The organism is Novosphingobium sp. BL-S-24 (assembly GCF_055521575.1).
Window position 1 is genome coordinate 876,622 of sequence record NZ_CM145488.1, and the last position, 21,799, is coordinate 898,420.

The 21,799-nt window shown below is 58.6% G+C and carries 21 protein-coding genes and 1 tRNA gene; 3 read left to right on the top strand and 19 right to left on the bottom strand.

The annotated features are described in order from the left end of the window. Positions 1-9 precede the first annotated feature (9 nt). The 13 genes from ACZ1JM_RS09435 to ACZ1JM_RS09495 form a co-directional block, all read right to left on the bottom strand. Positions 10-717 carry an OmpH family outer membrane protein gene (locus ACZ1JM_RS09435; RefSeq protein WP_465134562.1) on the bottom strand — a complete coding sequence of 236 codons (708 nt, stop codon included), beginning with the start codon at positions 715-717 and terminating at the stop codon, positions 10-12. After that, a complete protein-coding gene (bamA, locus tag ACZ1JM_RS09440) occupies positions 717-3,365 on the bottom strand; it encodes an outer membrane protein assembly factor BamA (RefSeq protein ID WP_465134563.1) in 2,649 nt (882 codons plus the stop codon). The genes ACZ1JM_RS09435 and bamA overlap by 1 nt, the downstream gene beginning before the upstream one ends. A gap of 174 nt (positions 3,366-3,539) precedes the next feature. After that, the gene (gene rseP / locus ACZ1JM_RS09445; protein WP_465134564.1) at positions 3,540-4,919 is read right to left on the bottom strand and encodes an RIP metalloprotease RseP; all 1,380 of its coding nucleotides are present in this window, start codon (positions 4,917-4,919) and stop codon (positions 3,540-3,542) included. Between the two features lie 15 nt (positions 4,920-4,934). Beyond that, a complete protein-coding gene (gene dxr / locus ACZ1JM_RS09450; RefSeq protein WP_465134565.1) occupies positions 4,935-6,086 on the bottom strand; it encodes a 1-deoxy-D-xylulose-5-phosphate reductoisomerase in 1,152 nt (383 codons plus the stop codon). 5 nt (positions 6,087-6,091) lie between these two features. Beyond that, entirely contained in the window at positions 6,092-6,868 is a 777-nt protein-coding gene (locus tag ACZ1JM_RS09455; protein ID WP_465134566.1) for a phosphatidate cytidylyltransferase, read from the bottom strand. After that, positions 6,855-7,544, bottom strand: a complete 690-nt coding sequence (gene uppS / locus ACZ1JM_RS09460; RefSeq protein WP_465134567.1) for a polyprenyl diphosphate synthase — start codon at positions 7,542-7,544, stop codon at positions 6,855-6,857. The genes ACZ1JM_RS09455 and uppS overlap by 14 nt, the downstream gene beginning before the upstream one ends. A 30-nt stretch (positions 7,545-7,574) precedes the next feature. Beyond that, complete coding sequence (gene frr / locus ACZ1JM_RS09465) at positions 7,575-8,132, bottom strand: ribosome recycling factor (protein ID WP_465134568.1); 558 nt, start codon at positions 8,130-8,132, stop codon at positions 7,575-7,577. Positions 8,133-8,134: 2 nt separating this feature from the next. Next, positions 8,135-8,857 (bottom strand): UMP kinase, encoded by a 723-nt coding sequence (pyrH, locus tag ACZ1JM_RS09470; RefSeq protein ID WP_465134569.1) that lies wholly within the window; start codon positions 8,855-8,857, stop codon positions 8,135-8,137. Between the two features lie 189 nt (positions 8,858-9,046). After that, positions 9,047-9,589, bottom strand: coding sequence for a carboxymuconolactone decarboxylase family protein (locus ACZ1JM_RS09475; RefSeq protein ID WP_465134570.1), 543 nt, complete (start codon positions 9,587-9,589; stop codon positions 9,047-9,049). A 206-nt stretch (positions 9,590-9,795) separates the two neighbouring features. Beyond that, on the bottom strand, positions 9,796-10,719 hold the full coding sequence (gene tsf, locus ACZ1JM_RS09480; RefSeq protein ID WP_465134571.1) for a translation elongation factor Ts: 924 nt from the start codon (positions 10,717-10,719) through the stop codon (positions 9,796-9,798). Positions 10,720-10,834: 115 nt separating this feature from the next. After that, positions 10,835-11,587 (bottom strand): 30S ribosomal protein S2, encoded by a 753-nt coding sequence (rpsB, locus tag ACZ1JM_RS09485; protein WP_465134572.1) that lies wholly within the window; start codon positions 11,585-11,587, stop codon positions 10,835-10,837. A gap of 979 nt (positions 11,588-12,566) precedes the next feature. After that, positions 12,567-13,295, bottom strand: a complete 729-nt coding sequence (gene pssA, locus ACZ1JM_RS09490; protein ID WP_465134573.1) for a CDP-diacylglycerol--serine O-phosphatidyltransferase — start codon at positions 13,293-13,295, stop codon at positions 12,567-12,569. 92 nt (positions 13,296-13,387) lie between these two features. Then, the gene (locus ACZ1JM_RS09495) at positions 13,388-14,137 is read right to left on the bottom strand and encodes a phosphatidylserine decarboxylase (protein ID WP_465134574.1); all 750 of its coding nucleotides are present in this window, start codon (positions 14,135-14,137) and stop codon (positions 13,388-13,390) included. 385 nt (positions 14,138-14,522) lie between these two features. Between ACZ1JM_RS09495 and ACZ1JM_RS09500 the strand changes: the two genes are divergently transcribed. Next, positions 14,523-15,590 (top strand): hypothetical protein, encoded by a 1,068-nt coding sequence (locus ACZ1JM_RS09500; RefSeq protein WP_465134575.1) that lies wholly within the window; start codon positions 14,523-14,525, stop codon positions 15,588-15,590. Positions 15,591-15,629: 39 nt separating this feature from the next. On the opposite strand, the gene ACZ1JM_RS09505 is transcribed toward ACZ1JM_RS09500, so the two are convergent. Then, positions 15,630-16,208: a recombinase family protein gene (locus ACZ1JM_RS09505; protein ID WP_465134576.1), complete on the bottom strand. Its 579-nt coding sequence runs from the start codon at positions 16,206-16,208 to the stop codon at positions 15,630-15,632. A 1,189-nt stretch (positions 16,209-17,397) separates the two neighbouring features. Between ACZ1JM_RS09505 and ACZ1JM_RS09510 the strand changes: the two genes are divergently transcribed. Beyond that, positions 17,398-17,613, top strand: a complete 216-nt coding sequence (locus ACZ1JM_RS09510; protein WP_465134577.1) for a hypothetical protein — start codon at positions 17,398-17,400, stop codon at positions 17,611-17,613. Between the two features lie 772 nt (positions 17,614-18,385). Here the strand turns inward: ACZ1JM_RS09510 and ACZ1JM_RS09515 are convergent. Then, positions 18,386-18,471: transfer RNA gene (locus ACZ1JM_RS09515), tRNA-Tyr, on the bottom strand. 183 nt (positions 18,472-18,654) lie between these two features. Between ACZ1JM_RS09515 and rlmB the strand changes: the two genes are divergently transcribed. Then, complete coding sequence (gene rlmB, locus ACZ1JM_RS09520; RefSeq protein ID WP_465134578.1) at positions 18,655-19,479, top strand: 23S rRNA (guanosine(2251)-2'-O)-methyltransferase RlmB; 825 nt, start codon at positions 18,655-18,657, stop codon at positions 19,477-19,479. Positions 19,480-19,554: 75 nt separating this feature from the next. Here the strand turns inward: rlmB and ACZ1JM_RS09525 are convergent, their stop codons facing one another. From ACZ1JM_RS09525 to rimM, 4 genes are all read right to left on the bottom strand, one after another. Then, positions 19,555-19,827 (bottom strand): HU family DNA-binding protein, encoded by a 273-nt coding sequence (locus ACZ1JM_RS09525; RefSeq protein ID WP_465134579.1) that lies wholly within the window; start codon positions 19,825-19,827, stop codon positions 19,555-19,557. 351 nt (positions 19,828-20,178) lie between these two features. After that, positions 20,179-20,541 (bottom strand): 50S ribosomal protein L19, encoded by a 363-nt coding sequence (rplS, locus tag ACZ1JM_RS09530; protein ID WP_465134580.1) that lies wholly within the window; start codon positions 20,539-20,541, stop codon positions 20,179-20,181. Further along, positions 20,538-21,284: a tRNA (guanosine(37)-N1)-methyltransferase TrmD gene (gene trmD, locus ACZ1JM_RS09535; RefSeq protein ID WP_465134581.1), complete on the bottom strand. Its 747-nt coding sequence runs from the start codon at positions 21,282-21,284 to the stop codon at positions 20,538-20,540. The genes rplS and trmD overlap by 4 nt, the downstream gene beginning before the upstream one ends. Then, positions 21,281-21,796 carry a ribosome maturation factor RimM gene (gene rimM, locus ACZ1JM_RS09540; protein ID WP_465134582.1) on the bottom strand — a complete coding sequence of 172 codons (516 nt, stop codon included), beginning with the start codon at positions 21,794-21,796 and terminating at the stop codon, positions 21,281-21,283. Before rimM ends, trmD begins: the two co-directional genes overlap by 4 nt. Positions 21,797-21,799 lie beyond the last annotated feature (3 nt).

Here is a 21,799-nt window from a genome sequence, read left to right on the forward strand (position 1 = left end):
GCCGAACTATCAGCGACCGGTCGGTGCAGGTGCGGCAGCTGCCGGTGCCGCCTGCGGCTGCGCCTGACCTTGCGCCTGTGCACGCTGTTCGCGAACCTGGCGCGGTTCCCAGCCAGCCGGCGGGACCAACTGCGCAGACGGAAGTGCCGTGTTCAGCTCGTTCAGGATGTCCTGGTTGAGGTTGTACGCGCCGCCGTTTACGGCAAGGATCGCTTCGGGCGAGATGAGGATCGAGACGCTCTTCTTGCTCATCGCTGACTTAACTGCATCGTTCAGCTTGTCTTCGATCTGCTCGTTGACGTACGCCTGTGACAGACCAACGGGCTGAAGAATGCGCTGAAGTTCGGCCTTGCCGCTTTCCTGAAGCTGCTGGATGGCGTTTGCCTGCTGCTCAAGCTGTGCCTGCGTAGCCTTGCCGCCCTGACGGTCGGCATTGAACTTGTCTACCAGCGGCTTGATCTGGGCGTTGAGCGCATCATTGCGCGTCTTGGCCTGATCGAACTGCGCCTTGTAGGTTGTCTGGCGCTGGGTTTCAGCCGCCTTGTAGGCGTTGGAGTTGGCGATCACCGCGTCGAAGCTGGCGACGCCCAAGCCCTGAACGATCGTGCCGCCCGTAGCTGCAGCGGCGCCTTTCTTTTGAGCCATAGCGGGCTGCGCAGCGACAGTGGCGAGCGCGAGGCCAGCGGCCAGGGCGATGGTCTTGGTCATGGTGCTCATCAGAATTGTGTTCCCACGTTGAAAGTGAATGCCTTTGGATCATCGCCCGGCTGTTTGAGAAGGACGCGCGAGAAATCGATACGGAAAGGGCCGAAGGGCGAATTCCAGTTCACGCCGATGCCGATGGCTACGCGCGGTTTCCACGTATCGCCTGTGAATTCCTCGATGAAGGAATATTGGAAGTCGCCCGTCGCGACGTTTGGAGCCCCGGTGATGGTATTGGTAGGGGAAGTTACGACCGTCTGATTTCCGGACGCATCGGTCTGAGTGTAAGTAGGGTTACAGCCGGGCTTGCATTGCGTCAGTTCTGGTTGACGGACGCTCCATACGGCGCCGACATCAGCAAAGATTGACGGACGAAGCCCCATTTCGCGAGCGCCAGATCCCAACGGAATTTCAAGCTCTGCGCGGCCCATGTAGTAGTAGTTGCCGCCCAATGCATCGTCCGACCATTCGCTGCGCTTGGTCGACGGATTTCCATCTGCATCAAGGAATTTACGCAACACACGTGGTCCGACACCGCGGATGGCGAAGCCGCGAATTTGGGGTTCGCCCAGATAAAACCGGTCGGTCAAACGAACATTGTCGCCATTCAGCCCCTTGATTGCACCACCTTCCGCCGAGAGCGAGAAGATGAAGCCTTTGCCCAGGTTAAAGAACTGAGATGCGTTGCCACGAATGCGCGCATACTTCACGTCGCCGCCAAGCCCCGCGAAGTCGAAATTGAGAGATGCGGTGTGGCCACGCGTCGGGCGTACGCGGTTATCCAGAGTATCGTGGACAAGCGATAGGCCAAGGATGGACGACAGGCGCTTTCCGATCGCATCGCAAAGATAGCGGCCGGCTACCAAAGGATCGCAAGTCCCGTCCGGGCGGAAGTACTCGCTGCCAAGGCTCACGTCGTCGTAGTTCAGCGTGTAGCGAGCGACCGCAGTGAAGTACTCGGTCAGGGGCACACCAGCTCTGATTTGGAACCCGGTGGTTGACTGTTCGTACGTCGTATTACGGTTAGAGTTCAAGTAGTTGAAGCTGTTGAAATCGCGACGATAGATGTCGACGCCCATCGAGATGTTTTTGTCGAACAGATACGGTTCGACGAAGCTGGCTTCAACGCTCTTGGAATAGCGCGAAATGCTGCCGGAAAGGCCGACCGTCTGCCCGCGTCCACGGAAGTTGCGCTGGCGGATCGATGCCTGGAAGATGAAGCTTTCAAGGCTGGAGAAGCCTGCCGACAGCTGCAGTTCGCCCGTCGGCTTTTCCTCGACGTTCGCTTCAAGGATGATGCGATCTTCGGCGCTGCCGGGCTTCTGCGCGACTTCGAACTTCTCCTGGAAGTAGCCGAGCGACTTGATGCGGTTGGTTGAACGCTTGACCTGAAGCGAGTTGAACGCGTCACCCTCGGCGATACGGAACTCGCGGCGAATGACCTTGTCTTGCGTCAGCGTATTGCCGTTGATGTCGATGCGCTCGACATAGACGCGCGGCGCTTCCTGGATCACGAAGGTCAGCCCCATGGTGAGGTTTTCCTTATCGCGATCGTACTGCGGGCGGACATCGGCGAACGCGTAACCGAACGCTCCAGCGGTCTCGTTCAGGCCTTCGATCGTATCTTCGACCTGCTTGGCGTTGTACCAATCGCCCTTCTTCATGACGAGATTCTTCGCCATCTTCTCGCCATCGAAGTCGCGCAGCTGGCTTTCGACCTTCACATCCCCGAATTTGTAACGTTGGCCTTCCTCCACCACGTACGTGATGATGAAGTCCTTCTTGTCGGGCGTAAGCTCCGCCACTGCGGACACGACGCGGAAATCAGCGTAGCCTTGCGTCAGATAAAACTGACGCAGCTTCTGCTGGTCGAACGCCATGCGATCGGGATCGTAGCTAGTCCCTGAGCTGAACAGACGGGTGAAGCGCGCCTGCTTGGTGACCATTTCGCCACGCAGCTCACCGTCCGAGAAATGCTCGTTGCCGATGATGTTGATCTGGCGGACCTTGGATTTGTCACCCTCGGTAATCTCGAACACGATATCGACGCGGTTCTGGTCAAGCGCGACCATCTTCGGCTCGACGGTCGCGGCGTAACGGCCCTGACGCTTGTACAGTTCGATGATACGAGCCACGTCGGCGCGGATCTTGGAGCGCGTGAAAATCTGGCGCGGCGCGACTTTGATCTCCGGCAGGATCTTGTCGTCTTTGATTCGTTTGTTGCCTTCAAGGATGATGCGGTTGACGACCGGGTTTTCCTGAACCTGGATCGTCACGATCCCGCCATCATTGCTGATCTGAACATCCTTGAACAGTTCAGTGGAATACAGGTCCTTCAGCGCAGTATCAGCGGCACCCTTGGTGTACGGCTGGCCGACACGAAGCTTGATGTAGGACAGCACCGTCTGCGCCTCGAGACGCTCGGCCCCCTTCACGACGATCGTCTGGATCGGAATGCCCGCGTCCGGTTCAGCCGCAGACGCTACCGGGGTGGGGCTTGCGGCTGCAGGACGGGCCGACGCCGCCTTTGCGGCAGGCGACTTCGCCGTTTGTGCTGCTGCGACAGCCGGGGATCCAGCGAGTATCGTGGTTCCCATCAGCACCGCCGCAAGCTGCGAAGCGCGGCGCCCGTCAGTGCAGCGAACCATTTCCCATCCGATCATTCTACGCAAAATCCCGTGTTCGCTTTCGCGATTAAAACAGATCACTTCCGGCCAGCACTACCCTTGGGTGCGCACCCGACCCCGCAGGCAACCGCAGCCATCTGCCCGATGGAGCGCATCCGATCAAGCAGACAAAACTTGGCAACAATGTGATCGCTGAACAAAACCTCCCGGCTATCCCCCGAAAATCGGGAGTTGAGCCAGATCATTGACTGTGACGAAAAGCATCAGAGCAAGCACCAAAGCGACACCTGTCCGGATCGCCCATTCCTGACTACGTACTCCCAAGGGTTTCCGACGGACCGCTTCAGCCGCGTAGAATGCCAAGTGACCGCCATCCAGGCCGGGAATTGGCAGCAGGTTGATGAATGCCAAGTTAATCGAAATCAGCGCGGCGAAGGTCACAAAGGCTTCCCAGCCCAAGCTGAATTGCTGGCCCGAATATTGTGCAATTTTCACCGGTCCACCTAGCTCGCGGACTGACCGGTCGCCGGTGATAATCTGGGTTATGCCGGTGACCATGGAACCCATGACCTTGAAGCTCTGATCGAAGCCCAGGAATACCGCCCGCACCGGCCCGACCTGTTCAACCCGGCCGGCCCTCACCCCGATCTGACCAACTTCCCTTTTAGCCCCCTGCTCGTCGGTCATGACGGCTCGCCCGGTCGTTAACGGGACCGTCAGTACGTCACCGCCACGGCGCACCGTGACGTCGATACTACGCCCGGGTTTGGGCATGACGAGGGGAGGAATCTGATCAAACCCGCTGACGGGAGTGCCGCTGACGGCGATGATCCGGTCACCCAGCTTGAGCCCTGCCCGTTGGGCTGGCGAATCGTTCGAGAACCCACCAACCACCGGAGGCAGCATGTCCACCCCCAGATCGCCAATCTTGGCCTTGTTACCGAACTTGTCGCTCACCTCTTCAGCTTTGAGCCTCACCGGGATGACAAGAGTGCGGCCATCGCGCTCCACCGCGACGGACAACGTCTTCCCAGGATAGTAGATCGTATGATCGCCGATCTGCGAGGCATCCTCGATCTTGTCGCCATCAATGGCGACAATGCGGTCACCTAGTTGGATGCCTGCTTGCTGAGCGGCAGACGTGGGCCTGAAGCCGGTGACTTCCGCATCAGCGACTACACGCCCGTAAGAGCCGTAAAAGGCGGCGAAGATCGCAACGCAAACGATCAGGTTGGTCATCGGGCCGGCGAGCACGATAAGGGCGCGTTGCCACAGCGGCTTTACGTGAAACGTCTGCGCCCGTTCTTCCGGGGTCAAGCCATCGGTCCGCGGGCTTGGCGCACTGGACGGGTTCATGTCGCCGGCAAACTGGACATAGCCGCCCAAGGGCAGTGCCGAGAGCTTCCAGCGAGTCCCGCGTCGATCCGTCCAGCCCGCAAGCTCCTTACCGAAGCCGATCGAAAATGCGTCCGCCTTGACGCCGAAGAAGCGCCCGACGAGGTAATGGCCCAGCTCGTGAATCAGCACCAGGGGTCCAAGCACCAGGAGAAATGCGAAGATTGTCGTCAGTAATCCTGGTGATCCGGTCAAGCGGGCAATCTTTCGTCAGGGGCTGGCGACGAGAACACGCGCCTTGGCCCTAGCTTCGCTATCTACTTCCAGCACGTCGGCGAGGCAACCGGGCGTTGGTGGCGCATAGGAACCCAGAACTTCTTCCACTTGTGCAGCAATACTGGTGAACGAAATCTGACCGCCCAAAAATGCGGCGACCGCCACTTCATTCGCGGCGTTCAGCACTGCGGGGACGCCCCCGCCCGCCTCGGCGGCACAGCGCGCCAGCCGCGTCGCAGGAAAGCGCACTTCGTCGGGCTTTCGGAACGTGAGTTCGCCAATTTCAGCAAGATCGAGAGGAGCGCACGGCGTGTCCATCCGCTCCGGCCATGCCAAGGTCGACGCGATCGGAACGCGCATGTCGGACGGACCTAGCTGTGCCAGCGTCGACCCGTCGCGATACTCCACCATGGAATGGACCACGGATTGCGGATGGACGATAATGCGCAAACGATCGAGGCCGACCGGGAAAAGATGGTGAGCCTCGATCAGTTCCAGGCCCTTGTTGAACATCGTGGCCGAATCGACGCTGATCTTCGCTCCCATGTCCCAGTTGGGGTGGCGAACCGCCTCAGCTGCAGTTGCGGCGCGAAGCCGCTCCCAAGACCAGTCCCGGAACGGGCCTCCGCTGGCGGTGAGAGTGATCCAGCGTACGTGCGCGGGATCGTTGTCCGCTAGGCACTGGAAAATCGCGTTATGTTCGGAGTCCACCGGCAGCAACGTGGCACCATGGAGTGCGACGGCAGCGGTCATCACCTCACCTGCCGACACCAGGGCTTCCTTATTGGCCAGAGCGATGATCCCGCCCTGCTCGATGGCCGCCATGGTCGGTGCAAGGCCTGCACAGCCGACGATCGCCGCGACTGTGATGTCCGCCCCCCGGCCTGCGGCCTCGACCAGCGCTTCGGGACCGCCAGCTGCCTCAACGCCGCTTCCGGACAACGCCTCACGAAGAGCCGGCAATTGCGTTTCATCCGCGACAACCGCGAGGTCCGCGGAAAACTCTCGAGCGAGCCGCGCCAACTCCTCGGCGTTTGAGTGCGCGGTAAGCGCGACTATGCGCCAGTCGCCCCGATTGCGGCGGATCAGATCGAGGGTCGATGCTCCAATCGATCCGGTAGCGCCAAGAACTGTAAGTGTGCGCATCGATCTCATCGTGGCTGAAAAAGGATCATGAGGCCTAGCACGAAGAGTACCGCCAGTAACCCGTCCACCCGATCGAAAAAGCCACCGTGCCCAGGGATGAGGTTACCCGAATCCTTCACACCGGCCCTGCGTTTCATCCAGCTTTCGAAGAAATCGCCAATCTGCGCGCAAACAGCCACCAGAATTCCGGTCATGAGACAGGTGGCGAAGAGCGGAACCGGGTGCGCCGTGGCGTACCAGCAAGGTTGCGTACCGAAACACGCAACCGCGTCACCTGCGGATGAGTCCGGGGTGAGACGTATGGTCTCGTCCTGCCAAAGCCGGGCAGCCGCAAACAACGCCAGCGCCGCGCCCAAGGCTCCGCCGCAAAGGCCGGACCAGGTCTTGGACGGGCTGATGGATGGCGCGATCTTCGGACCACGCAAAGTGCGGCCCGTAAAATAGGCTCCGACATCCACTGCGATCACTGTACCCAACAACGTCAGGACAGGCGCGAGGGTGAAGGCGTCGTTATGCAGAAAGAGCAGCATCGCTGCGCCGACGCCGACATAAAGCATCCCAGCAAAGTTCCAGGCGGCTCGACCGCCTGGCCCCGGGGTGGCTCGACGTGCCAGTCTGATCCATTCCCACAGAACGCCGACCGATACTGCGCATACGAAGGCGATCCAGACCGCCCCTCCCAACCACAACGCGGTACCGGCAACCACTGCCATGATAATGGCTGAGGCAGTTCGCACGCCCAGATCGGAAATGGCCCGCCGTGGCGGTTCAGCGCCCGCCATAACGCCTCTCACGTGTGGTGAATGCCTCAAGCGCGTCGCGCAGATGATCAGCCGTGAAATCAGGCCAGAGAACGTCGGTAAACAGCATTTCGGCATAGGCTGCTTGCCACAACAGGAAATTAGAGAGCCGCACTTCGCCGGAAGTCCGGATCAACAGATCAAGCGGGGGCATATCCGCCGTGTCCAATTCCGCAGCGATGGTTTCCGGCGTGATGGCGCCCTTTGCCGCGGCTTGGGTGGCAGCGCGTGCGATCTCATCCTGCGAGCCATAGTTCAGGGCGACCGCAAGTGTAGTGCCAGTGTTTTTAGCAGTGCGCGCCACGGCGCCTTCCACCAGTTCGACGACGTCGGACTTGAATGCCTTGTAATCGCCAATGATCTTCAGCCGCACACCGGCCTGCGCAAATTCGTCCAGGTCCGAAAGGATGAACCTCTTCATCAGGCTCATCAGGTCGGACACTTCCTCTTCCGGCCGCCGCCAGTTCTCCGTCGAGAAGGCGTAAAGGGTCAGGGCATCAAGCCCGAGTTCGCGGGCACCGCGCACAACGCGGCGCACCGCCTCAACCCCGCGCTGGTGACCCAGTGCGCGAGGAAGGTGGCGTTTTTTTGCCCAGCGTCCATTGCCATCCATGATGATGGCAACATGCCGAGCGCGGACTGGATCATCCTTGGCCATCAGGCTTCTTCAACACGAGGCGGTGAAACCTCACTTGCCGAGGATTTCCTTTTCCTTGCGGCCAAATTCTTCGTCCAGCAGCTTGATCATGTCGTCGGTCAGCTTCTGCACCTCGGTCTCGCCGCGCTTGCGATCATCTTCCGAGATTTCTTTCTTTTTCTCATCTGCCTTCAGGTTTTCGATGCCATCGCGACGGACGTTGCGAACGGCCACCCGCGCCTTTTCGGCATAGGAACTGGCGAGCTTTGCCAGCTCCTTGCGGCGGTCCTCGGTAAGATCGGGGATCGGGAGACGCAGGGTATTGCCATCGTTGATCGGGTTGAGGCCAAGCCCCGCCGAACGGATCGCCTTTTCGACCGGGCCGATATTCGATTTGTCCCACACCTGCACCGACAGCATCCGCGGCTCGGGTGCGGAAATGGTGGCCACCGAGGTCAGCGGCATCGCGCTGCCGTACACCGTGACGGTGATGGGCTCCAGCAGCGCGGTGTTCGCGCGACCAGTGCGCAAGCCGGAAAGGTCGTGGCGCAGCGCATCGATGGCGCCCTTCATCCGGCGCTCGAGGTCTGCCTTGTCGTACTTGGCCATTGTCAGGCTCCCTTCTGAACGAGCGTCTTGGTGCCACCACCGGCGAGAACGGTGGCAAGATTGCCCTTCTCGCGGATGGAAAACACGACGATCGGAATCGCATTGTCGCGGCACAAGGCCACGGCGGAGGCATCCATCACCTTCAAATTGTCGGCGAGGACGGTGTCGTAATCGACGGATTCGTAGCGCTTCGCGCCCGGGTTGGTTTTCGGATCGCTGTCATACACACCATCAACACTGGTGCCTTTCAGGAGAGCGTCGCACCGCATTTCGGCGGCACGCAAGGCGGCGCCTGAATCGGTCGTAAAATACGGAGCCCCGACTCCGGCAGCGAAAATCACCACACGCCCCTTCTCGAGATGGCGCTCGGCTCTGCGCCGGATGACCGGCTCACACACCTGATCCATCTGAACGGCTGATTGCACACGGGTTTCCACGCCAATCTGCTCGAGCGCGTTCTGCATAGCCAACGCATTCATCACAGTCGCCAGCATGCCCATGTAATCCGCTTGAGCGCGATCCATGCCCCTCGCCGCGCCGGCCATGCCCCTGAAGATATTGCCGCCGCCAATGACCAGGCAGATTTCCAGCCCGGTATCCTTCGCCGCCTTCACTTCCTTGGCGAGTTCGGCCACGAAATCGGGATCAATGCCGAACTGCTGGCTCCCCATAAGCACCTCGCCCGAAAGTTTGAGCAGGACGCGTTTGTAGGGGGAGGATGACATGCCGCTGGGTCTCCTTGGAACGGGGTGGCCCGGCTTTAGGAGCGCGGATGACAATTGCCAAGGGGAGAGCGACAGGAACCTCGGCCGCGCGCCACGTGGTCTGAACCGGTGCCGGCTTGCAACGGCATAGGAATTGGTGCGCCAGGGCGGATCAGCGATTCGCTCGTCCGCCCCAGCACAATGAATGGATCAGGCCGCTTCGGCGAGAGGCCCACCGATCGAGCAAGCCGCATCGACTCCAAGAACATGGGCAACACGGCCCATCGCCATCCACGCAGCCGTGCAGTGCGTCAGTTCCACAATCTCCGCATCGGTCATCACGGATTTGAATTCACGCCAGAATGCTTCATCTTCGCCCAGACCACGTGGGTCGGTGCCCATCGCTTGCGAGAATTGGACCGCCAGCCGCTCTTTCTTGCTGAGTGCGCTGAGGTCGCCATTCAGGACCGCCTGATACATGGCTTCGTCCGGGGCCGGCCCCGCTTGATCGATGACACCGCCTTCCACACCAAGCGCTCGCAAGTCCCTCTGCGCCCGCCAGTTCATGCATACGGTGCATCCATTGATGACGGCCGTCGCGATTCGACAAGCCTCAAACAGACGCAGCGGGAGTGTGGAATGGCGATAGGCAGACAAAGCGAACATATTGCCCGCTCTGACGATGTCGGCCGAATATTGCTGCGCCAGGTCAGGGATCGCATTATTTGGTTGGGGTTCTAATTCGATGCGCATGACAGCCTCTCCGGGTTGCGGCCCGGCCGCTGCGCGGGCCTTTTCAAACCGGTGTCGTTCACTGCACCGGCGTGGGGAAAGCTACGCCGACGTCAGGCGAAGTCAATCATGCATGTTTGTTTTGTAACGTCGCGGAGGACACTCACGAAAGAGGGGCCGAAAAGCTCACGCTTCCCGGCCCCTCTTCAATAGTGATCTAGCAAGGATCAGCCTGCGACAGCAGCAGCCACTTCCGCTGCGAAGTCGGAAACTTCCTTTTCGATGCCTTCGCCCAGCTGAAAGCGGGCGTAATCCTTCAGGACGATCTTCGCGCCAGCTTCCTTGCCCGCCTGATCGACGACCTGCTGGATCGGGGTCTTGTTATCGAGCACGAAAAGCTGGCTGAGCAGAGCGTTTTCCTTGGCATACTTGGAAATCGCGCCTTCAACCATCTTCGCCTGGACCGCTTCAGGCTTGCCCGATTCGGCAGCCTTTTCCTGAGCGATCTTGCGTTCGCGCTCGATCAGTTCCGAATCCAGATCTTCGGCGTTCAGTGCCAGCGGGAATGCTGCCGCGATGTGCATGGCGATCTGCTTGCCCAGCGCCTCAAGCTTGTCAGCCGGTACTTCCGATTCGAGCGCCACCAGAACGCCGATCTTGCCGAGGTTCGGCGCAGCAGCGTTATGCATGTAAGGAACGATAACGCCGTTGGATACCTCGACCGTCTTGAGACGACGGACCTGCTGATTCTCGCCAATGGTCGCGACGTTGTTCGTCAACGCATCGGCAACGGTACCGCCGTTGGGATAGGCGGCCGCCTTGAGCGCGTCGACATCGTCACCCGACACGCCAAGCGCAACTTCCGTGGTCTTGCGCACGAAGTCCTGAAACTGTTCGTTCTTGGCAACGAAGTCGGTCTCGGAGTTGACCTCGACCGCAACGCCCTTGGTGCCGGACACGGCAACGCCTACCAGCCCTTCGGCTGCGGTACGGCTGGACTTCTTGGCGGCGGCAGCCAGCCCGCGGGCGCGCAACGCGTCCACAGCGGCTTCAAGGTCGCCATTGGTTTCGTCCAGAGCCTTCTTGCAGTCCATCATGCCGGCGCCAGTGCGCTCGCGCAGATTCTTTACGTCAGCGGCGGTGTAAGCCATCGCACAGATCCTTTAAGTTTGGGTGGAGCACGGAAACTCCACATGGATGCGCGCCAGGTCCATTGGACCCGGCGCGCGACAATTCCATGACGAAAGTGCCGTAGTGCCGGGCCTATCAGGCTTCGACGGCTTCCTCGACCGGGGCGTCAAGCGCACCAATGTCGATACCGCTGTCAATCACGGCGCCGCGGCCGCCCTTCGTCGCGGCCTGGGCGATCGCATCGCAGTACAGGCGAACGGCACGGCTGGCGTCGTCGTTACCTGGGATCGGGAACGCGATGCCCTGCGGGTTAACGTTCGTGTCCAGCACGGCGACGACTGGGATGCCAAGGACATTGGCTTCCTTGATCGCCAGCTCTTCCTTGTTGGCGTCGATCACGAACATCACGTCCGGAATGCCGCCCATGTCGCGGATACCACCGAGCGACAATTCAAGCTTGTCACGCTCGCGAGTAAGCTGGAGAACTTCCTTCTTGGTCAGACCAGCAGTGTCACCTGCAAGCTGCTCTTCCAGCGCCTTGAAACGCTTGATCGAACCAGAAATGGTCTTCCAGTTGGTAAGCATGCCACCAAGCCAGCGGTGGTTGACGAAGTGCTGTCCGCAAGCGCGCGCCGCCTGAGCGATAGGCTCCTGAGCCTGGCGCTTGGTGCCGACGAAGAGAACCTTGCCGCCAGCCTGGACCGTCGACTGCACGAAATCGAGAGCGCGCGCGAACAGCGGCACCGTCTGCGACAGGTCGATGATGTGGATACCGTTACGCGCACCGAAGATGTACGGCTTCATGCGCGGATTCCAGCGATGGGTCTGGTGACCGAAGTGTGCGCCAGCTTCAATGAGCTGCGACATCGTGACGACGGGAGCCGCCATAATCATATTCCTTTCCGGTTAAACCTCTGGAAGACTGGAACCGTGCGGAAATCCCGCTTCGGCACCGGTATGGTTGCCTTCCATGTGGATTGCATGCTTTCAATCGTACGCCGAAAAATGGCGGCCGACCGGCATGGGTCGCCCCATAGCGAAAGGTCATTCCAAAATCTAGACCCATTTCGACGCACGAGACGGTCATCTCATCGTCAAATCGACTGATTTCGTTTGAAAACAACGGTGTATGCGGGAACTCGTCCGATCGCACTAATGTTAGTGCTGCAACGATCCAGTTGGTTAACCGAATACAATATTCGAGATCATATCGGATTAAACAGAAACATCTGTTGGGGGCAGCAGCGACACAAGGCAATCAGCATGAATATCGTAGCGTCTCTTTTATTCACGATAGCAGTTACGACCGCCCTACTAGTGATCTGTCTGAGCATCCGCCGCGCGTTTCCAGAAATTTCAGTATTAAGAGAAAAGCGTATTGCAGCTATGTCAGACAGGTCGATCGCCTTCTCCAGACTCGAGACGCGAGACCCTATCGAATGGCATGACAATCGTCACGGTGTGGCGAACTGCCGTCGCAATACAGTGTCCGCCTGACCAGAATTTATGGCTGAGGCATCGCCCGGAAATATAATCCAATCTCAATCCACTTGACAGCGCGAGAACAAAAAGCGAACTAACACCTCACGGAACATAATGAGAACTGGCTGACAGCGCGTACTGCGAATGGCGTCGGGTTCGAAAGGAATGATCGTGACGGTATTGGCTTCGACTATCTTCTTCTTGACTATGTCTGCATCACTATGGACCATACTGGCCACGTTAGGTCGCTTCACCCGCAGCGCGTTAATGCTGAACCAGGAACTCCGCCAAAACCAAGAGCCGAAAATCTTGCGTTGGAAAGTCGGCGCTCTCAGACATTCGCTGTCAGGTGTCTGCCCAGCGCGAGAGACCATGGAAAAGGATGTCAGGTCACTTTGCCTTGAGTTCGCCGCTTGATGTTGAGGTAGCTGTAAACTCCCACTGGAAGAAGTATCAAGTAAACCAAAGTGATCGCCGCGAGGGTCAGCCATGGCTCTGTAAGCAACGCTGCTACGGTCAGACCAACCAGCGCGATGACCCCTAACCGCAACGATCCGGGCGGGCGTAAACGTGACCATCCAAGTGTGGGAATGGATGAGATCATGAGAAACGCAATCAACACCATCCACAGGCTGACGATAACCGGATTAGCGAAATCCGCTTCTCCGGTGGCAATCCCCAAGTACATCGGAAGAAACGCAAGCCCGGCGCCCAAAGGTGCGGGAACGCCGGTGAGAAACCCGGCCTGTTTGTGTGGTTGATCGAGCATATCCAGACGAGAGTTGAACCGCGCCAACCGCAGAACGCAGCAAATTGCAAAAGCGAGTGATGCGATCCAACCCAAGCTGGGCAAATGGTGCAATGTCCAGAGATAGACGATCAACGCCGGCGCTACTCCAAAAGAAATGGAATCCGCCAAGCTGTCCAGTTCCGCGCCGAATCTTGTCTGCGCATTCAGCAATCGCGCAGCACGTCCATCAATACCGTCCAATAGCCCAGCAAGGATGATGGCCAGAACAGACTTCTCGAAATCATCTGCGATCGCGAACCGAATACCTGTCAGCCCGGAGCACAGAGCGGCTGCCGTAATTGCGTTTGGAACGATCGCTCGCATTGAAAGACCTGCTGACAGCTTCCGGCGCGAAGATGCGACTGGTATCGCTGAATGGTCCGCTGAACCGTGCCCGGGCCGATCGTCTGACCCGATCACTGGGCTACACCTTCGATTACCGGCGCCACTCCGGCTCGTGCAAGTATGGTTTCGCCTGCAATGACCTTCTGGCCCATCAAAACGTCAGGCTCAGTTCCCAGCGGCAGATAGATGTCAACGCGGCTTCCAAATCGAATCAATCCGATACGCTGGCCTGCGGCAATAATGTCGCCGGGCTTGATGAAAGGAACAATTCGTCGCGCCACCAGTCCTGCAATCTGCGTGAAACATAGGCGGAGTCCATCACTCCGTTCGACTAGTACATGGTGGCGTTCGTTCTCGTCACTAGCCTTGTCCAAATCCGCATTTACGAATTTGCCGGGAATATAAATCACGCGAGTGACCGTACCCGCGATGGGCGTTCGATTGATGTGCACATCGAACATCGACATGAAAATCGATATCCGAGTCACTGGTTCGTGCGCCATGGGAGCGGATCCCGACCCATCCTCGACAGTCAGTTCCCGGGGCGGCGGCACTTTGCCGATCAGCGTAACCAGCCCATCCGCAGGTGAAATGATCGCAGTCTCATCCTGAGGAGTGACGCGTACGGGATCCCTGAAGAACGCAAAGGTACATGCTGCCAACGCAGCAAAGGGCCATCCCAACCATGGCCCGAAAATGACCCATACCACCAGCGCCACCGCAGCCGCGATCGCTCCGAATTTTCGGCCCTCAGGGTGTATGGAAGGCCATTGCCACGATGCTTCGCCGCGGCCCTGATTGTCAAAAATTTGTCCGGGCATGGCTCTCATCTAGATAGAGGTTACGAGTACCGCAATGCCGCTAGCACGTCGGCGTTCCAGGCGGCTATCTTAGATCGCCGATAAAGCCTGCTCCATCTTCAAGCCCAACGATGCATTGCGAGATGTTGAGAGCTAAAAGAAATGGTGGTGGACAGGGCTGGATTGCCGGACCATCCGTAGAAACCGCAGAATTCCGAGGCTTTGCAACCTCGAATGAGGAGGCGTGTGTAGCAGTGCAGCGCGGCGGCCGCAATCCACATCGTTTTATATACAGAGCAATTGCCGGTGCCTTGTTTTGCATACGACGCTTGGTAGTAGGCTTGGCATTAAATCGCGCCCCCCAGGATGGAGGGGTAGCCAGCGGAATTTTTGCAGGAGGCCACGAATGGACTTGGGGCGTGCGACCCGCTTGTTAGCGAGCATTTTAGAAGTTGATGCGTCCCTCAGTATTCCTGCGAAGTTCGCCGAACTGCGGATCGCAGCCGAGCAACTAACATCAAGTCCTTCAGACACAAGCAATCAGCTAAACGTAAACTCCTCTGCTACAGCTTTACTTGCGGCACTTTCTGTCGCAGAGGAGCATTTCTCTCCCGAAGAAATAATTGATGCCTCAGAGCTTGTGGGTGACGACCTCTTTTCACTCCAACCTGTTCAAAATTTTGCTATTACACTTCGAGACAATCCAGCTACCCCGGCTGTCGCGCGCGATATGATTACATCGGCGGAGAATCGGCGGAATTCGATCCTCTCAAATGTATCCTCACTCGTAACAGCGGGAGCCTCGCTGGGCTGGAAGAACGAGCCTGTGGACGTGCCTTGGGAAGCAGAGGTCGGCTTCAAAATTCCGCGAGCGATATTTTCAAACGAATTCGACGGCCTGATAGGTGAAATGCGTTTCATTAGAAGGTTCGTAAGTGACGTCTCAGAAATCGACGGAATTTCCATTTCCGATGTGAAGCTTGCATCGCTTTCGACCACTGACCCCCTCATCTTATTGGGCGTAGGTGTGCTGGTCGCAGAGAGGATAGGAAAGCTAACCACCTGGGCGTTGAACTGCTGGAAATCGGTAGAGGAAATTCGCAAAATACGCGCAGAGACCAGTAAGCTGGCTTCCTTTAGCGAAACTGAAATAGAGAATATTTTTGGCAGTAAAATAAAGGGCGAAGTCGCTGCGGCAATCGAGGAGAAAGCGAACGAACTTACATCCTCCGTCACTGATTCCGGTCGCCAGAACGAACTAAAAAATGCTTTCGTTAAAGACCTTCGGGAGTTTTTAGGGAGAATTGAACGGGGGATGACGGTGGAAGTGAAGCTAATATCGCCGCCTAATGCCGAAAATGACCCGGAAGTTTCAAACCTTGTGGATAGGTTCGATATTCTTGCGAGTGAGTTACGCTTCCCACCCCCATCTGATTCGCCGGTCCTACAAATTAGCCAGCAAGGAGGTGCTTGACGAAGGTGGAAAAAAGCAGGGCAAAGGACAGGCTTGCTTTCACCTAAGGCGCTTCTCAATTCTTTGTATAGCAGCGCGGCTGACGCCATACGTCCTAGCTAGCGTTCCTAGTGAGACCCCTTCGGCCCGCTTTCTGCGTACTTCGTCCTGCTCCTCCTTCGAGAGCACCGGGGGTCTCCCGAGGACCTTCCCCTCAGCCTTGGCCCGGCTCAAACCGGCTTGCGTCCTCTCGATAAGGAGGTCCCTCTCGAACTCTGCGACGGCCGACAGGACGCCCATTGTCATCTTGCCCGCCGCGCTCGTGAGGTCGACACCGCCAAGTGCGAGGCAGTGAACCTTCACTCCATCCGACGCCAGCCGCTCAACGGTTGCTCTAACATCCATCGCATTGCGGCCGAGACGATCGAGCTTGGTGACGATCAGCACGTCCCCCTCCTCCATTCGATCGACAAGCCGAGCAAAGCCTTTCCGCTCCACGGCAGAGACCGAACCTGAGACGGTCTCCTCCACCACCCGCCTTGCATCTACGCTGAAGCCTGCAGCGGCGATCTCGCGGACCTGGTTGTCGGTCGTCTGGTCGGAGGTGCTAACACGGCAGTAGGCGAAGGTGCAAGCCATCGTTCGATCCTTTGTAACGAAAACATGGCTCGTTATATGAGCTGCATCCAAATGCCTGTCAAGCTAATTTCCGATACAGCCTACGGCGGTGTACCGTAATCGTTCGTTTTCGAGCCGACATTGCCCACCCAGCGTAAAAGCCCGTGACTTCAACTCGCCGCACAAAGGACTCGGCTGGACTCAAAGCGCTCCTGCAAGTGGAACCATCGGGTTTCGTCGGTTAACCGTTCCGCTAGATCGATGAAGCGTGATCGGCGCAGCAGGGGAATGACAGAAGATGATCCACGAACGCATTGCACTAGACGCTATCGAAGCCAATGACCGGACAGAATGGCTGCAGTTCAACCGTATAGCCGTAGGGCTCGATAGCATCGAACGCCGGTCACATAGTGCCCGCCGCCGCCTTAACCTGCTCCTTCACGGCGTCGAGACGGCCACCCGTTTAGACAGCGCGCATTGCCTATCAGAAATGTCCCGCGATGCTGCAATGGAGAGGGTCCGGGAAATGGCGGCGGAGGATCAAGGAGCATTGAACCGTGAGCGAGCCCGCCGTCGTGCGGCTGGCCTCCCACGGTTCGCCCACAGATGAGCTGAGGATTAGAGTGGAGGCTCCCCAACATGAACCCGAGCCCGTAGAGTGCGCCCATGCCTGCGCCAGTGGTGACTGCCCCCTTGATGCCCTTGCCAGCAGCGAGCTTGCCGCCCACCGGAACGAAGGCACCGGCAATCTGACCAGCCAGGAAGGCATTACCATGACGCTCTTGAGCATCCCCGAGGATCGTCCGGTTGGCGTCGGTTGCTGTCGAGGATTTCCCCGAAGCCACGTTCGCTGTTCCTTCCGCGTCCTGCGTGACGTGTTCGCCGGTCGTGAGGTGGCAACCGTCACGCGAGAGGACGCCAGAGGCATTGTAGAGCTATTGCAGCGGCTCCCGACTATGCCGGGGAAACGGAGAGAGCTGGACGGCCTCACAATGCCGCAGGCTGCCGATCGAGCGCGAAAGCTAGGGCTACCGACGCTTTCGCCCAAAACAATCAACGATGGCTACCTCCTTCACATTGCCTCAGTCTTCAATTGGGCTGTTCGGGAACAGTGGATAGCCTCCAGCCCGTTCAAAGCGCTTTCGGTTCGATCTCACTCACAACTGAATAGCTCACCATCGTGGGAGGCAAAATGCCTACTAAACAATTCATGGCTCAGTATGACGAACTGGAGCCAGCCACCGAGTCGTACAACCCTGCCGGTCGAGACATCCGATCCAACCGCGTCCTACGGGATGGCGAAGGGCCGGACACTGCCGGTAGCTTCATGCTCGGCGTGGGCGACACCCTCTCCTTCGGCTGGCTTGATGAGGCCGGCGCGTTCGTTGACAGCATCGGCCTGACTGCAGGCCGTGAAAACGTCTGACAGGAACCACAGCCTTCTTAGACGACCCGCTCCACCCAGCCGCCTTGTCGGCTTCATAGGCCGCCAATAGGTTGTCTAGGGTTCGCTCCGGGGCAGCGGTAGTTTCATCCGGGACAGCGAGCAGGGCATGCCCCACAGGGATTCGTTCCTGATTCCCTGCCAGGGCCGCTAGTGCATCTTCGTGCAACGCCACAAACGCCTGCATCAGCATTGGATAGAAACGGCCCCACGCCTCTGAATCCTCGGGCAAGTCCACCCCTGCCTGTGCAATGAGTGTCCGTGCGACACCAAGAATAGGCGTGAACTCGTTCCGCCCTGACATAAGGCGGACGGCGGCCAATCGTTCTTTAGTGTCTAGCAGCAAGGACTGCTGCTCAATCGTGTCGATCTGTCGCTTAACGATGAACCGGGGCAGGTTGTCCCGATAAAAGTCTGCGGTCATGCGCCGCAATTGAATTTCAGATATTTCGGAAACAGGCTTGGCCGCGATTTGCGCTCGGGCCTCTGCAACCCGCCGCTCATACTCTGCCGCGATCAGGACAAGCTGCTGCTGCGCTTTGGCTCGCTCCTCCTCGCCCGTGGAGGCGTTGAACTCGCCCGCAAGGATCGCTGCAACGTCGGTCGGCCAGCGCTTCCGGACCTGCCACTTTGTCAAGCCTTTGCGCCGGGAGAGTTTGAACACCGCTTCCATGCCTTCCGTGTAGCGCTTTTGTGTAGCACTCGGAAGCTATCAAGCTCGGTTTTCTGCGATTCTCAATGGCTTGAGAAATGGTGGTGGACAGGGCTGGATTCGAACCAGCGTACGCTTGCACGGGCAGATTTACAGTCTGCTGCCTTTAACCACTCGGCCACCTGTCCACACCATTTGCTGGCTGCTGAAATTCCTGCCGTAGCAGAAAGATCGAGCGTTGGTCGAGGCTCCGAAAGGGGCCTCGTTGCCGAGGAGCCGGGCCTTTGCCGAAGCGAGCCTTGCCTGTCAATGGCCTCCCTGTCAGAGGGGACAAGAATTTCGCATTATTTCGACTTCGAAAGGACCAATGGATGAACAAGCGCAGCGGTGCTCGCGGTGACGCTGACGAACGGCCGGCCAAAGCTTTGCGTGGTCGAGCGGGCCGCATGAAGAATGGTCGTGGCAGCGGCCGGGCGAGTGCGGGCGCGGTTCGTCTGTGGGGTCGTCATGCTGTGGAAGCAGCGTTGACCAACCCGGACCGGGTGCACCGCAAGCTATGGGCCACCCGCGAAGGCGTAGAATCATTGAACGGCGATCTGCCTGCGGATTTCCCGGTCGAATGGGCGCAACCGGCAGACCTGGCGCGCCTGGTCGCCAAAGATGCCCCGCATCAAGGCCTGGTTCTGGAATGCGAGCCGCTCGACGATGTCTTCCTTGCCGATGTTTTGGATGGCGACTCGTTTCGCCCTCTTATCCTGTTGGATCAGGTAACCGATCCGCACAATGTTGGTGCTATCATGCGGTCCGCTGCGGCATTTGGGGCATGCGCAATCGTTACCCAGGACCGCCACGCGCCTCCGGAGTCTGGTACGTTGGCGAAGTCAGCATCGGGCGCCTTGGAAGTCCTGCCTTGGGTCAGGGTGGTCAACCTTGCACGTGCGATGGAAGAAATCGCAGAGGCTGGCTACTGGCGCATCGGCCTGGACGGAGCAGCTGAGACGACGCTGCAGGACGCATTGCCGGCGGGGCCTGTTGCTCTGGTCCTTGGCGCGGAAGGCGACGGAATGCGCCACAATATTGTGCAACACTGCGATGCCATTGCGAAACTGCCGATCAGCGACGCTATGGAAAGCCTTAACGTCAGCAATGCCGCTGCTATCGCGCTCTACGCCGCCGCGACCAGAACCATCGACTAAAAGCCAATAACAGAAACGCCGTGCTGCCTTAGGCTTCACGGCGTTTTTAAATTGGCTGCTACTTAGGATCAGGGCTTAATTGACCGAATCCTTCAGGCCCTTACCGGCTTTGAACTTTGGCTGCACGGATGCCTTGATTTCCATTGGCTCTCCGGTGCGGGGATTACGTCCGGTTGACGCTTTACGCTTGGCTACCGAGAAGGTCCCAAACCCCACAAGCCGGACCTCATCGCCCTTTTTAAGCGAACCTGAGATTGCGTCAAAAACGCCTTCGACCGCCTTGGTTGCATCGCTACGCGTCAAGCCACTTGAATCGGCCACAGCGCTGATCAGATCGTTCTTGTTCATCAATGAACCCCCTTATTTAAAATTCAGCTCAAGACGAAACCCAAAAAGATTCGTCGTTGAATGCGGAGGAATTGAGCCGCTTTTGATTTAGCTGGCAAGGCCTAAACAGGCTGAAACGCCGGACTTTGTCGCGTTTTCTGGCCAGTTTTTGCAAACATTCCTGTTGTGCGGCGCAGCATTGGCGTTGGAGTAATCCACCAACACCGCTTTACAAAACCTTAGCCCAAAACATTTTCTGTTTCTTTTTGATACGATATTTGCCGCCATGCGCTCCATCGAGCGGGTACGAAAAAAGGCGGCTCAATCGAGCCGCCTTTCTTAATTTTCAAACCCAAGTCAGCGTTGCGCTGCTCAGGCCTCGTTGATGCGACGCTCGGCGATACGCGCGCGCTTGCCGGTGCGGCCACGCAGGTAGTACAGCTTCGCGCGACGCACGACACCACGGCGAACCACAGCGATCGAATCGATGTTCGGCGAGTACAACGGGAATACGCGCTCCACGCCTTCACCGAAGCTCATCTTGCGGACAGTGAAGTTGGAACCCATGCCACGGTTCGAGCGCGCGATGCACACGCCCTCGTAGTTCTGGACGCGGGTACGCGTGCCTTCGACAACCTTGACGCCTACGCGCACGGTGTCTCCGGGACGAAACTCAGGAATATCCTTGGCGGCCTTGGCGATTTCCTCGGCCTCGATCTGTTGAATCAGGTTCATGAACCCAAGTCCTCATTTTCATGCCGCGCGCCAGAGGCAGGCCGAACCCGAGCGTCCCTTTGACGCTCCCACAGATCGGGCCTGCGTAACCGTGTATCATCGTCCGCCTGCCGTTTCCGCCAGGCAGCGATTTTCGCATGATCCCCCGATCGCAGCACTTCAGGGATCATGCGCCCTTCCCAATCAAGGGGTCGGGTGTAATGCGGATACTCAAGGAGGCCGTCCTCGAACGACTCCTCGGCACCGCTGGAAGGGGCGCCCATTACGCCGGGAAGCAGGCGAATGCAAGCATCCAGCACCATCAGCGCAGCGCATTCGCCGCCAGACAGGACGATGTCACCCACCGACACTTCTTCAACATTGCGGCCAGCAAAAATGCGCTCGTCAAAACCTTCGAACCGTCCGCACAGGATCGTGACACCTGGGCCTGCGGCAAGTTCGCGAATGCGGGCTTGGCTGATCGGTTTCCCGCGGGGCGTCATCGCCAGGACAGGCGCTTCAGGAGACTGCGTCCGCGCGTGATCGATGGCTGCTGCCAAGACATCGACCTTGAGCACCATACCAGCGCCCCCGCCTGCAGGCGTATCATCCACGGTGCGATGCTTGTCGCTTGCAAAATCACGGATCTGGATCGGCGTGAGCGACCACTTTCCGTCGGATAGCGCCCTGCCCGCCAGGCTTACGCCCAGAGGCCCCGGAAACATGTCGGGATAAAGCGTAAGAACAGTCGCCGCGAACGTCATGGCTCAACGAAAGCGCTGTTGACGATGATCCGGTCGTCATTCCATTCCGGCACGGCCGCAGACGTCATCGGGACCATGAACCGACGGGTTTTTGTTTCACCCTCGGCGGGCCGTTCGATCTCGAGCACGTCGCCAGCGCCGTAGTTATCGACGGCGACACAGGTCCCCAACGCTTCGCCCTGGTCGGAGATCGCCGAAAGGCCCAGCAGGTCTGCATGATAATATTCGCCGTCCTCGAGCGGCGGCATCGCCGAACGCGGAACGGTCAAAACAGTGCCGCGCAATTTCTCAGCCGAGGTGCGATCGGTGACTTCGGCGAAGCGGGCGATAGCGCCGCCCTTCCCGTCATCCTTCAGTTTCGAGACTGTCAGACTGGAATCGTTGAAGGCACGGTAGCGCTTGAGCGCCGCCACGCCTTCTCCGAACAGCTTGAGGCGGACTTCGCCCGTCACACCGTGCGCGCCAGTAACGGCCGCAAGCGTGACGGGACGATCCTTGCCTGAAGTCGACAAGGC